The organism is Burkholderia sp. GW821-FHT14F03 (genome assembly GCF_058803765.1).
In genome coordinates, this window is the sequence record NZ_JBXAPG010000010.1 from 116,536 (window position 1) to 129,789 (window position 13,254).

At 69.5% G+C, this 13,254-nt stretch carries 9 protein-coding genes; 2 read left to right on the top strand and 7 right to left on the bottom strand.

All coding sequences use genetic code 11. From position 1 onward, the window contains the following. Positions 1-80 precede the first annotated feature (80 nt). Positions 81-1,682, top strand: a complete 1,602-nt coding sequence (ahpF, locus tag AC1RQF_RS09220; RefSeq protein ID WP_492871844.1) for an alkyl hydroperoxide reductase subunit F — start codon at positions 81-83, stop codon at positions 1,680-1,682. Between the two features lie 147 nt (positions 1,683-1,829). Here the strand turns inward: ahpF and AC1RQF_RS09225 are convergent, their stop codons facing one another. Continuing rightward, the gene (locus tag AC1RQF_RS09225; RefSeq protein ID WP_273996298.1) at positions 1,830-2,372 is read right to left on the bottom strand and encodes a DUF3592 domain-containing protein; all 543 of its coding nucleotides are present in this window, start codon (positions 2,370-2,372) and stop codon (positions 1,830-1,832) included. A 618-nt stretch (positions 2,373-2,990) separates the two neighbouring features. Here AC1RQF_RS09225 and AC1RQF_RS09230 point away from each other — a divergent pair. Continuing rightward, positions 2,991-4,007 (top strand): diguanylate cyclase domain-containing protein, encoded by a 1,017-nt coding sequence (locus tag AC1RQF_RS09230; RefSeq protein ID WP_443111443.1) that lies wholly within the window; start codon positions 2,991-2,993, stop codon positions 4,005-4,007. Positions 4,008-4,016: 9 nt separating this feature from the next. On the opposite strand, the gene pelG is transcribed toward AC1RQF_RS09230, so the two are convergent. From pelG to AC1RQF_RS09260, 6 genes are all read right to left on the bottom strand, one after another. Further along, positions 4,017-5,387: an exopolysaccharide Pel transporter PelG gene (gene pelG, locus AC1RQF_RS09235; protein WP_492871845.1), complete on the bottom strand. Its 1,371-nt coding sequence runs from the start codon at positions 5,385-5,387 to the stop codon at positions 4,017-4,019. A 19-nt stretch (positions 5,388-5,406) separates the two neighbouring features. Continuing rightward, positions 5,407-6,984: a GT4 family glycosyltransferase PelF gene (gene pelF / locus AC1RQF_RS09240; protein WP_273996300.1), complete on the bottom strand. Its 1,578-nt coding sequence runs from the start codon at positions 6,982-6,984 to the stop codon at positions 5,407-5,409. An 8-nt stretch (positions 6,985-6,992) separates the two neighbouring features. Continuing rightward, positions 6,993-8,153: a sugar ABC transporter permease gene (locus AC1RQF_RS09245; protein ID WP_492871846.1), complete on the bottom strand. Its 1,161-nt coding sequence runs from the start codon at positions 8,151-8,153 to the stop codon at positions 6,993-6,995. Beyond that, the gene (locus tag AC1RQF_RS09250; RefSeq protein ID WP_492871847.1) at positions 8,140-9,606 is read right to left on the bottom strand and encodes a PelD GGDEF domain-containing protein; all 1,467 of its coding nucleotides are present in this window, start codon (positions 9,604-9,606) and stop codon (positions 8,140-8,142) included. Before AC1RQF_RS09250 ends, AC1RQF_RS09245 begins: the two co-directional genes overlap by 14 nt. Positions 9,607-9,649: 43 nt before the next feature. Continuing rightward, complete coding sequence (locus AC1RQF_RS09255) at positions 9,650-10,198, bottom strand: penicillin-binding protein activator LpoB (RefSeq protein ID WP_273998375.1); 549 nt, start codon at positions 10,196-10,198, stop codon at positions 9,650-9,652. Between the two features lie 43 nt (positions 10,199-10,241). Beyond that, positions 10,242-13,254, bottom strand: a 3,013-nt coding sequence (locus AC1RQF_RS09260) for a tetratricopeptide repeat protein (protein WP_492871848.1), incomplete at its 5' end; no start/stop codon positions are given.

A 13,254-nucleotide genomic window follows, 5' to 3' on the forward strand; every position in this document is an offset into this window, starting at 1 on the left:
CTTCCCCCGCACGCCCTTTCGTCGCGCGATGCGCGGACGCCGCTCGCGGCTCACTCTTTCGACACGGAATCCCAATCGCCATGCTGGACGCCAATCTCAAGACGCAGTTGAAGTCGCACCTCGAAAAAATCAGCCGTCCGATCGAGCTTGTCGCGTCGCTCGACGACAGCGCGAAATCGCAGGAACTGCGGGCCTTGCTCGCGGAGATCGCGGGGCTGTCGCCGCGCGTCGCGCTGATCGAGCGTCGCGACGATGCGGAGCGCACGCCGTCGTTCTCGATCGGCGAGCCCGGGAAGCCGGCCGGCATTCGTTTCGCCGGTATTCCGATGGGGCATGAATTCACGTCGCTGGTGCTCGCGCTGTTGCAGGTGGGCGGGCATCCGGTGAAGCTCGATGCCGACGTGATCGAGCAGATTCGCGCGCTCGATGGGGAGTATGCGTTCGAGACGTATTTCTCGCTGTCCTGCCAGAACTGCCCGGATGTCGTGCAGGCGCTGAACGTGATGGCGTTGATCAATCCGCGCATCCGCCACGTGGCGATCGACGGCGCGCTGTTCCAGGCGGAAGTCGAAGCGCGTCAGGTGATGGCCGTGCCGACGATGTTCCTGAATGGGCAGTCGTTCGGCCAGGGGCGCAGCAGCGTCAAGGAAATCCTCGCGAAGCTCGATACCGGCGCGGCGGCGCGCGCGGCGAAGGCGCTGGCGACCAAGCCGGTGTTCGACGTGCTGGTGGTGGGCGGCGGGCCGGCCGGCGCGGCGGCCGCGATCTACGCCGCGCGCAAGGGCATCGCGACGGCCGTGGTGGCGGAGCGTTTCGGCGGACAGGTGCTCGATACGATGGCCATCGAGAACTTCGTGTCGGTGCAGGCCACCGAAGGGCCGAAGTTCGCGACCGCGCTCGAACAGCACGTGAAGCAGTACGACGTCGATGTGATGGATGTGCAGCGCGCCGAGGCGCTGGCGCCGGGCGCGGTTCATGAAATCCGGCTCGCGGGCGGCGCGGTGCTGCGCGCGAAGACGATCGTGCTCGCGACGGGCGCGCGCTGGCGCGAGATCAACGTGCCGGGCGAGCGTGAGTATCGCGGCCGCGGCGTGGCGTACTGCCCGCATTGCGATGGTCCGCTGTTCAAGGGCAAGCGCGTCGCGGTGGTGGGCGGCGGCAACTCGGGCGTCGAGGCGGCGATCGATCTCGCCGGGCTCGTGCGCGAGGTGACGCTGATCGAATACGGCGCGCAGCTGCGCGCGGATGAGGTGCTGCAGCGGAAGCTGCGCAGCCTGCCGAACGTGACCGTCGTCACGCAGGCCAAGACCGTCGAACTGACGGGCGACGGCGCGAAGCTCAATGGGCTCGTTTATGAGGATCTGCGCAGCGGCGAGATCAAGCGCGTCGATCTCGAAGGCGTGTTCGTGCAGATCGGCCTCGTGCCGAATACCGAATGGCTGAAGGGCTCGGTCGAACTGTCGAAGCACGGCGAGATCGTGGTCGATGCGCGCGGCGCGACGTCGGTGCCTGGCGTGTTCGCGGCAGGCGACGTGACGACCGTGCCGTACAAGCAGATCGTGATCGCCGTCGGTGAAGGCGCGAAGGCTTCGCTGGGCGCGTTCGATTATCTGATCCGGCAGGATGCGCAGGATGCCGCGCCGGTGGTGGTGAAGCAGGAAGAGGAAGCGGAAGTCGCCTGAGCGGCGGTTAGAGGGAATTCAAGGAATTCACGGAATTGACGGCTCTACCTTGGCCCTCGTCTTCGCGCGGCGACGCGTGGGATGAGGGCATTTTTTTGTTTCCTGGAAGTTTCCATCGACCCTGGACGCCCTCTTTCGGCGCGCAACTCAGGCGTCGGGCTTAGGTTTTTTGATTGTCTTCACGAGCATGGCCGCGCTCAGGATCGCGGCGCAGATGGAAATTCCCGACAGGCCCAGGGCGAACCAATCGAGAGGACTATCGGTCGCGGGGTCCAGCACGGAACGCTGTGGTGCAGCCGGGTCATAGTGGACGGGCACACGACTCCCAATGGGCCGTGTCTCTTTGTCATGTTCGGCTTGCCGCTCGGATATAAACAAATGGGCAGAGTAGGCACGATTCAGTGCGTTGCTTTCAGCATCGTATTTCCGCCCGTTCACTGAATACGAGTAGATCCAGCCGGTCTCCCAACGGATACGGCGGTGGCTCAGGATCTCGTGAACGTATGCGGCTTCTATGGTCCCGCCGGTTGATTCCCAGTTTTGCTCGACATCCTGCCAGTGCCACCCATCCAGAACGCCGTAGCCCATCCACCCGCCAGCCGCCGCGAAAGCGAGCACATAAAACGCAATCAGCCTCTTTCGTACCGGCTTCGGTGTCGCCCGCGCGCCGCGAGAGGGTAAGCCGTTCATGGTGGACGCATCTCGGTGTTTGAGTACGGGTTGCGGGTCGGCGATGTTCGACTGGCATGTCGGCAGGGCAAGATGCGCCTGTCTTCAAGACGTTTCGCGGCGGCGATGATTCCGCGTGATGGAGCCTGCGCCCGATTCTCAATCTTAGGCGAAGTTAAGTCGAATGGCGGGAAGTGGCTGCCTCCGGCCCGACGCCTTGGTTGGATTCACGGTGAACGCATTCCTGTAAGAAAACCACACCGAATGCACCAGGAATAGCAAGTGCAGGGACGACACCTTGCGCGAGCGCCAGATAGTCTCCATGGTGCCAAGACATGCGAACTCCTCTTTTCGTGGTTCGAATCAGACATGCAGCCGCGCGCGATAGACAATCAATTTGTCAGACTCTCACTTCTCTGCCAACTATCCGTCACAAGCATTTCCATCCAGCACAGATTCGTAATATCCCCCCACTCCGCCCCGCCCCCGACCGCTCCCAACCCAGTCGTTTTCCATTATTCTCACACCTACCGCACCGTCGGCCGGGGGGCCGCCGGTTCACTCAAGCCGCACCCTTTTTGACCCCGACGCGCCGGACCGTCGCGCCACGTCCCCGCGTCCTCGCCGCAGGAAACGATCGTGCCGACCACCACCCCGCCGGCTTCGCCCGGCAACGCAACGCTCCTCGAAATCGTCCGCGCCCAGACCGAGATCGCGAAGCTCGGGCTCGACCTCGGCGGCGTGATGGCCTTCGTCGCCGAACGCGGCCAGCACCTGACCCACGCGCACGGCGCGGTCGTCGAACTCGCCGAGCATGACGAAATGGTCTACCGCGCCGCCTCCGGCATCGCCGGCCACCTGCTCGGCCTGCGCCTGAAGCGGGTCGGCAGCCTGTCCGGGCTGTGCGTGCAGAGCGGCCGCATCATGCGCTGCGACGATTCCGAACTCGACGATCGCGTCGATCGCGAAGCCTGCCGCCGCGTCGGCCTGCGCTCGATGATCGTCACGCCGCTCCGGCACCTCGACACCACCGTCGGCGTCCTGAAAGTCATGTCGCCCGAAGTCAACGCCTTCACCGAGGACGACATCCAGGTGCTCGAACTGATCTCCGAGCTGATCGCCGCCGCGATGTACCACGCGGCCCGCAACGAAACCAACGAGCTTTACCTGCAAGCCACCCACGATGCGCTGACCGGCCTGCCGAACCGCGCCCTGTTCTACGACCGGCTGCGCCAGTCGATCCAGCTCGCGACGCGTTCGTCGGCTGTGCTCGGCATCCTGAATCTCGACCTCGACGGCCTGAAGCCGATCAACGACCGCTACGGGCACCGCGTCGGCGACGCCGCGATCCGCGAGGCCGCGATGCGGATCAGCGGCTCCGCGCGCCGCTCCGACACCGTCGCGCGGCTCGGCGGCGACGAGTTCGGCGTGATCCTGCCCGGCATCCATGGGCGCGCCGACGCGGAGCAGCAAAGCGAGCGGATGACCGAGCGGGTCGCCCAGCCGTTCGAATTCGAGGGGCAGCGGCTCGACCTGGGCGTGAGCGTCGGCATCGCGGTGCTGCCCGACGACGGCACCGACATGACCGGCCTGATCGACCGCGCGGACAAGGCGATGTACGCGATCAAGCGCGAGCGCAAGGGCGGCGCGCGCTGAGCGCGCCGCTCATTGCAGCATGAAGGTCTCGTATTCGAGCGCGTCGAGCTTGCGGTCGAGCAGGTACAGGCTCGCGAGCATCGCGACGAGCAGCGCCCCCGCGAAGCCGTAGCCGTAGGTGGCCGGGTTCGCGCCGAGCGTGAGCGCGGTGAAGCCCGCGTTCATCGCCACGAACGCCCCGACCAGCCCGAGCACGATCCCGCGCTTGTCGAGGTAGAAAAACACGTTGATCGCGCCCATGAACACGACCTGCATGCTGGCCGCGATCACGTCGATGTAGAGCAGCGGCAGGTACAGCGACGGAATCCCGAGCCAGCGCAGCAGCACCGGGCTCGCCGCGAACAGCAACAGCGCCGCCATCGACTGCACCTTGATGATTTCCCACACCCCCGTGCGCAGCGATTCAACCATCGCGCGCTGCATGCGCTCGATATGCTGCAACGACGCGCCCTCGCGCACCGCATCGTAGAACGCATCGTAGTACTCGACGAAATCGGTCTCGATGCGCAGCAGGAACACCGCCATGCCGGGCAGGATCGCCAGATACGCGAGGAACACGGGGATGTCGTAGATCAGCGACGCGCGCAGCGGCCCGATCACCGGCTGCCCGGTGCCCGGCGCATACCAGAACATGAACTTGTCGATCCAGATGCCGAGGTTGTACAACAGGCCGATCAGCATCAACGACGGATAGCGGTAGCGCTTCGAGAACATCTCGAACGAGATGAAACGTTCGCTGCGATAGTCGCGGTAGATCAGCGCGAGCAGGCCGCAAAGCAGCAGCGTCTGGCCGAACACGAACCCCGCGAGCAGGCCGTTCAGGCCGTACCGGTTGAGCGCAAGCGCGCTGACCGTGGTGGCCGTGTAGCCGATCAGGAACACGACGATGATCGACAGATAGCGCTTCATCCCGGACAGGAAGATCGTCGCGATCCAGATGTTGCCCGTCACGACGAAGCCCGCGAGCATCAGCATCCGGTAGCCGGGCGTCTGCGCGCGGAACAGGGTCAGCGACGCGAGCACGCCGAGCGCGACCGAACCGAGCGTGACCACCGCCATCACGCCGTGGAAATTCGACAGGATGGGATCGCGCCGCTCCTCGAACAGGCGGTCCGACGTGAAGCGCGTGTAGGCGAGTTGCAGTGGCCCGGTCAGCACGAGCGACACCGCGATCAGGTAGGTCACCGAGACCTGGAACTGCGTGATGAGCCCGGTCGGCAGCACGAACGGCAGGCTCAGCACGCCGATCAGCAGGATCCCGACGATCGACAGCACCCACGGCCCCGCGCCGATCAATCCCGCATACGCATAGGCCTGCATCAGCCCCGTCAGCGTATTGCGACGGAGCATCTTGCGCAGTTCGAATCCGATTCCGGCCATCCCGGCGGCTCCCGTGCGATCAGCCGTGCGCGGACGCGGCGCGGGTCGCGTCGGCCCCGGTCGCGTCGTCGGCGGCAGCCAGGCGCTGATAGAGCGTCCGGTAGGACCCCACCATCCGCTCCTGCGTGTAATAGCGTTCGACCCGCGCGATGCCGGCGCGCTGCGCGGCGCGCCAGTGCGCGTCGTCGAACAGGTCGAGCGCGGCTTCGGCCAGCGCGCGCGGATCGGCGATCTGCACGACGCGCCCGGCCGCGCCGAGCGCCGCGTCCTCGCCCGGCGCGCCTTCGATCAGCTGCCGGCACGAGCCGACGTCGGTCGTCACCGACGGCACGCCGGCCGCGAAGCCTTCGAGCACGACGAGCGGCAACGCCTCGGAAATCGAACTCAGCACCAGCAGCCCGCATTTCGGCAGCAGTTCGTCGATCTTCTGGAAGCCGAGGAAGCGCACCTTGTCCTTCAGCCCGAGGCTTTCAACGAGCGCGCGGCACTCCTGCGCATACGCGAGATCCTCGTCCTCCGGTCCGGCGATCCAGGCCTCGGCGTCGGGCATGCGGCGCAGCACGGTCAGCATCGCGCGGATGAAGGTCTTGATGTCCTTGATCGGCACCACGCGTCCGATCAGGCACAGCGTCCTGGGCACCGTCGCCGCGCGTTGCGCGCGCAGCGGCGCGAGGCGCGGCAGGTTCACGCCGTTCGGGATCGTCGCGGTGCGCGCGGCCGGCGCGCCGTCGGCGATCTGGCGCCGCCGGTTGCCTTCGTAGAGCGCGACGATGTCCTGCGCCGCGTCGTAGCACACGCGTCCGAGCGACTGGAAGAAGCGCACCCACAGGTCGCGGAAGTACGCGACCTGCGAGACGTCGCGCTCGAACAGGCTGCGGTTGTCGCGAATCCATTCGCTCTGGAACAGGTCGATCTTGCGTTCCTTCGTGTAGATCCCGTGCTCGGACACGAGCAGCGGCCGCCCCTGCCGGTAATGCGCGAGCGCGCCCAGGAAGCCCGCGTAGCCGGTCGACGCGGTATGCAGCACGCGCACGGCGGGCAGCTGCTCGACGATCCGCGCAAGCTGCCACAGGGGCTTGTGCATGATGCGCACGGTCCAGAAGTAATCGACGAATGACGGATCGGTGCAGAACCGGCGGTACTGGTCGGTCAGGTACTGCCATGCCTCCTTCGAATGAAGGAACGCGTCCTCGCCGAGCGCGCCGCCCGGGCGCAGGTCAGTCAGCATGTCCTTGAGCATGCGCGCGCTCAGGTCGCGCATCGCGGGGTTGCGCAGGCTGTCGTGCAGTTGCGCCGAGCGCGCGAACGCGCCGGGATCGCCGCGCATCGGCTTGACGAGCGGCGGCGGCGCGAAGTCGTAGAGGTAGTGCGTTTCCAGATGGACGACGTTGTCCGGCAAGGCGTACTGCATGCCTGCATAGTCCTGCTCGCGGCTGCCGAGGAAGCACAGCGCGAAGCGCAGCTCGGGAAACGCGCGGATGATCTGGTTCACCCAGCTCGACACGCCGCCGCTGACATACGGGAACGTCCCTTCCAGCAGCAACAGGACATCCGCCGACGCGGCGCGCGGCAGTCCGGACGAGACGGCATTCGGCATGACGGCCCTCATGAGCGGTTGGCGTGGGAATCGGGCGGCGCGGGCGTTGCCCAGCAGTCGAGCGTCGCCTGCAGCACCGGCGTGATGGTGCGCCGGTCGAGTTCGCCGAGCAGGCGGCGCACGCCGCTGAAATCGCGCCGCCAGTAGGCCGACTCGGCCAGGTACGGCACCAGCCGGTCGCGCGGAAAACCGCAGGCGATCGCGTTCCCCAGCATCTGATCCGCGGCGGCGAGGTCGCGGCGCGCGAGCGCGAGCCGGCCGCGCAGCCGCCACAACGCGGCGTCGTGCGGCGTCAGCGTCAGCGCCGAGATCGCGAAGTGGTCCGCCTGCCCGATCGCGTGCTCATGCACGTCGCCCGTCACCAGCTGCTGGTAGATCAGTTCGCTGTACAGCTCGGCGAGCGCCTTGTCGATGCGCGCGCGCTCGCTCGCCGGCAGCGCCCGCGCGGCGGCGCGCTTCGCGCGCTCGGCGAGAATCTTCTGGGTCAGCGCCTTCTCCTTGTTCTCCAGGCTGCCATAGGCGAGCAGCCGGATGTCGTCGAGCGGATCGGCAAGCATCTCCTGCAAAACCGGCGACACGGTCCGCGCCGGCAGCGCCTGCATCGCGAGCAGCGCGGTCATGCGGAAATCGGTGCTCGCCTCGGCGTTGCGCAGTTCGGCCTTGAGGCGCGCGCCGCGCCCGTACGACACCGCGCCGAGCAGGTATTCGGTGAAGGCCGGTTCGTCGACGCGCACCACAGGCAGGTGCGCGCTGTTATCCGGGAGCAGCGCGGCCAGCGCGCGCGCGCCGAGCGTGCAGGCCAGGCCGCCGATCGGCAGCGCGAAATTCAGGCCCCACAGCAAGGCGAGCCCGCCGCGCCCCACCGGCCGCGCGCGCGCGGACAGCCACCTCGCGCAGCCGAGCGCCACGAGCGCCGAGCCGAGCGCCTCGACCGCCACGCACACGAGCAGCGCGCCCGTGTTCGCGCGCGCCGCCGCCGCGCCCAGCATCGCGGGCGCGGGCAGTCCGCCCAGCGCCTGCACGGACGGATCGGCGATGCCGCGCGCCGCGAGCGCGAAGCCGGCCACCTGCAACGCCACGCCCGCGAGCCCGGGCAGCCATGCGGCGCCCGTGCCTCGCGCGGGCGCGCCGGCCTCGCCGGCCGGCCGCAGCGCGTCAGGCGCCGACACCGCTTCGCTCCAGCAGATCGCGCAGCGCGGTGATCGGCTCGTCGACCGGCACGCGCATCGAGTACACCGCGACGTGCGCGGTTTCGAAGGTGACGCCGAATTGCGCCCGCAAGCTGTTCTCGATGCGCAGCAGATAGCCTTCGACCGCGCCGCCGCTCGACAACGGCATCAGCGTCAGGATCGCGCGCCGGCCGTGGCCGTCGAGCGACCATTGCGCATCGAGCGAGCGCCGCGTGCGCAGCACGTGTTCGTACCACGCGGCGCTGCGCGCATCGTTGTCGAACACCAGCGCGACGATCGACGATTCGACGTGGGTCGCGCGCCGCAGATGCACGAGCCGCGCGTAGTCGAGCGCGAAGCCGTGCGGACAGGCCGGGAACGCCGCGAGCATGTCGCGCGTGACCGTCGCGTGGCGGACGCCGTCCGCGTAGAAATAACACAGCACGAGCAGGAATTGCAGGTTGTCGCGCGTCAGCGCGAGGAACGGCATCCGTTCGATCGCGACCACGCCCGCCATCTCGCCCTGCGCGTCGACGAGCGGCACGCACGCGAGATAGCGGCTCGCCGCCGCGACCTGCTCGGCCGCGCCGGCGACGTGGATGAGCGTGCGCGCCTCCAGCGCCTCGCGCAGCAGCGGGTCGCGCGGATCGAGCGGCGCGGGCCGGCCGATCGACGCGGCGGCTTCGCCCGCCGGCGCACCGGCGCGCCAGGCGTGCACGCTCGCGACCTCCAGCTGGGTCGCCTGCGCGGCCGCGTCGAGAAACGCCTGCGCGCCGCGCAGCGTGACCTCGCCCTGCTCCGCCTCGTGCGGCTCCTGCGCGAGCACCAGCGTGCGCAGCCGCGCGAGCGCATCGCGCAGCGTCGCGGGCCGGCTCAGCAGATCCTGTTCCAGCCGTTCATGCGAGAGCCGCAGCATGAACTGCTCGCGCGTCAGGATCGCGAGGCGCTCGGCCAGATAATCGTTGGCGATCCGGCTCTGGCGCAGGCGGTTCAGCCAGATGTCGCCGAACTGGCCGGCCAGCAGCGTCAGGAAGAAGCCGCCGAAGAAAAACCCGAGCGGGAAGCGCCGCGTCGGCGCGAGCGGACCCAGCGCGTTCAGCGCGCCGACCGCGGGCGGCGCGGCCGCGTACAGCACGTGCCACGCGACGAGCAGCAGCAGGCCCGACAGCACGCCGGCCGCCGAACCGTAGCGCAGCGCGACGAGCACCGGCACGAGCCAGATCCAGCCGAAGCCGCTGCCGACCAGCAGCGGATCGTCGTGCGACAGCGCCCGGCACGCCGCGATCGCGACGAGCGTGAGCCCGACGGTTTCGAGCGCGGCCACCGCGCGATGGCGCGCCGATCCGGCGGGCGGCGCGATGATTCCGCTCCACCAGCCGGTCGCGCCCGTCGCGCGCGCGGTGCGCGGCCGGCGCGCCGCGCCGCGGGGGTTGTCCGATGCCTGCGTATTCATCGCGATCGTGCGCCCGCTCCAGGGTTGATGACGAAGGCGGCCGTCACTGCGCGCGCGCGAGCGGCGCGAGCAGGTCCCGCTCCAGCTTCTGCGCGACCCCCGACAGCGCGTCGCGGCTCCAGCCGGTGCGGCTGCCCGTGCCGGTCCACACGATCTTGCCCGACGCCACGTCGATCACGTCGAAGCTCAAGCCGACGGCTGGCTCGCCGTCGACGCCGACCTTGTAGCGCCACTCGGTGACCGCGCCGCCCAGCGCATAACGGATGTTCTGCTGGCGGGCCCAGTTGAGCGCGTTCTGCTGCGCGTCGGGCTTGGCCGGGTCGAACAGGGTTTCGTCGTCGCCGCCGCCCGCATACGGCGTGAGGTTCGCGTAGCCGTATGCGCGCAGCAGGCCCTGCGCGATCGCGGCCGCGCGCTGGCCCGCCTGCGGCGTCTCCGTGTGGTTGGCGATCGGCAGCACGGTCCACGCGTCGCCCTTCGCGACGGGCGGCGGCGCGCTCTGGTCGACCACCGCGCAGCCGCCCAGCAGGGCCGCCGTCAGCCACGCCACGCCGGCGCGCGTCGCGCGGCGGCCGGGCGCGGCGGCGTGCATCGAGAGGTTAGGTAAGCTCATCGACATCTCCTCGAATCAATCGTCAATACAACAGGCGGTAACGCGCGCCCAGTTCCTTCACCGACGTCGAATGGTTCGACGACGCCCCCTGGTACAGGCCGTACAGCAACACCTGATCGCCGCCGAACAGGCTGCCGACGAGGCCGACCTGCACCTGCCCGGACCAGCCCGCGCGCGAATCCCGCAGCGGGCCGCCCGAGAACATCGGCCGCCAGCCTTTCGAATAGCCGTCCGGCAGGTCGTCGCCGAACGAGAACAGCAGCGCGCCCTGCGTGAAGGTCTGCGGCATGAACGCGGCCGCCGTCAACGGCGTGCCGGGCGGCAGCAGCACGGCGAGGCGCGCGCCCGGCGCGCCGTTCGCGCTGCGGTACTGGCCGTGCGAGAACACCGCGCGAATCGTGTAGTCCGGATAGTCGGACTTGATCTTGTAGCCCGCGCTCAGCTCGATCAGATGCCCGTCGCCGAGCACCGAGCGGTCCTGGCCGCGGAACCGCGCGTATTCGTAGCGGCCGCTGCCGAACCAGTGCGGATCGAACGGGTAGTCGAGGCCCAGCGACGCGAGATCCTTCACGCCGCCGACCGTCAGCTGCGCGGTTTCGGTCGCGGGCTGGTTGTAGCCGGCCGCGTAGCGCAGCGTCAAGCCGCCGCCGAGCGACTGCCGGCCGTCGAGGCGCGCCGTCGTGAAGTCGCGCAGCGCATCGCGACGGCCGACCGTCAGTTGCTGGTCGCCGTCCATGCCCTGATGGCGATAGATCGCATCGAGCAGCCGCTCATGGCGCGGCACGCCCGGCAGCGCGCTCGCATCGGCGGTCTGGTCGCGCTCGCGGTAGCGCAGCTGCAGGCTTTGCGACGGCGTGAGGCGCACGCCGGCCGTGACCGTCTCCTCGTTGAAGCGCAGCGGCCCCTGGTCGCTGTAGCGCACCGCCACGTCGACCGACTGCGCATTCGACAACAGTCGCTCGCGTGCTTGCGCGTGCAACGAATCGTCGAGCGGCGTCCGCACCAGCGCGTCGTACGCCGTCGATTGCGCATCGGTCAGCCGCCCGGTCAGCACTTGCGCGTCGATGCGGTTCTGGCGCGGGATCTGGTCGGGCAGCGTATCGAGCAGGCGCGTCAGCGTGACGGTGTCGCCCGCATCGACCGCCTGCTGCGCCTCCGCGTAGATCGGCCGCGCGCTGCGCACGACGTAGAGCCGCGTGAGCCATGCGCGTTCGAGGTCGGGCTCGCCCTGCGCCTGCGCCCAGGTCACCGCCGCCTCGCGCGCGATCGCCGAGTACAGTTGGCGCTCCTCGCGGATCGCCTGCCGGCGTTCGGGCGGCAGCAGCGCGAGAGCGTCGGACGCGGGCGGCGTCGACGGCGCGCCGTCGTCGTCGGGACGATCCGCGCGCAGCATGTCGATCAATACCGCGCGCGCGCGATCGCCGTTGTCGAACAGCGTCGCGAGCGCCACCCGGCGGCCGCGCAGTTCGTCCGCCTCGGCCGCCGGCAGCGGCGCGGCGTCCGGCGGGCGACGGCGCGCCGCCAGAGCGAGCCACACCTGGCGACGGATACGCCACGCGTCGTCCGCGCGGCCGTCCTGTTCGAGCGCATCCGCGAAGACGAGCCGCCACAGCGGGCCGCGCGCACCGTCCTCGCCCTGCCGGCGCAGGTAGTGCAGCGCCGCGCGACCGTCGCCGAGCCGCAGCCATGCCGCCACGGTGGGCGGCCACAGCGTCGAATCGGTCTGAGCATCGCGCGCGCGGCGTCGCAGTTCCGTCTGCAACTGCGCGTCGCTGCCGTGCTCGACCAGGTACCACAGCCAGCTCGTCTGGGCCTCCGCGCTGTCGGGCGCGAGCGCCAGCGCGCGTTCGAGATCGCGCCCGTAGGCCGCCGGCCGGCCGCGCTCGCGCTCGTATTGCGCGCGCGCCAGCAGGAAGGTCGCCGATTGCTCGGCCTCGGCGCGCCGTGCGTCGCTCAACGAGGCGAGCAGCGCGGCGCTGCGCGCCCAGGCATGCGCGCGCGCGTAGTAGTACAGCGCCTGCGTCAGCATCCGCACCGTGCCGCCGTGCCGATAGCCGTACTCCGCCACCCGGCCGGCATCGAGCGGCGAACGCTCGCTGAAGCTGATCATCGATTCGACGTCGTCGGTCCCGGCGTGGCCGCCCGCGAGCAGCGCGCGATAGCCCGCGCCCGCATCGCGCTCGCGTTGCCCCGACGCGCCCAGCATCGCGTAGAAACGCCAGAAATCGGTATCGCCCGGCGTCGCGGCGCCCTTCGCGTCGCGCAGCGCGGCAAGCGCTTCATCGAACTGCGTGCGCGCATACAGCAAGGTCGCGATGTGCAGCGCATAGCCGGCGTTCGGGCCGTATGCGCGTTCGAGATCGCGCCACGCGCGCAGCGCGAGATCGTCGTCGCCCTTGCGCTCCGCGACCTGCGCGTAGCGCTCGCGCGCCGCGCGGCCGAGCGGGCCGTCGAAGCGCGCGCGCAGGAAGCCCAGCGCGGCGTCGGGGTCGGCGTTGCGCTCGTAGGCGTTGACCACGTCGTCGATGCGCTTGAGGTCGCCCGGGTGCTGGCCCGCTTCGTAGAGCGTCACCGCGAGCAGCGCGGCCTGATCGTCCAGGCCGGGCGCGAGCCGGGCGACCTGCCGCCAATCGTTCGCGCCGCCCCGGGCCTGCGCCAGCGCGAGATAGTTGCGCAGCGCCACGTCCGGATGGTGGTTCCACTCGGCGACCTGCGCGAGCCGCTCGCGCCACGGGAGCGCCTGCGGATCGCGTTCGAGCGCGGTCTGCGCGATGCGCTCCGCGCCCGCGACGTCGCCGTTCGCGAGGAATACGCGGTAGGCGAGTTCGTAGTCGCCGGTCTGAGCTTTTTGTTTGGCGTTGGTTGCGTTGGTTGCGTTGGTTGCGTTGCCCGCGTTGCCCACGTTGCCCGCGTTGCCCGCGTTGCCCACGTTGCCCGCATTGCCCGCATTGCCCGCGTTGCCCGCGTTGCCCGCGTTGCCCGCGTTGCCCGCGTTGCCCGCGTTGCCCGCGTTGCCCGCGTTGCCCGCGTTGCCC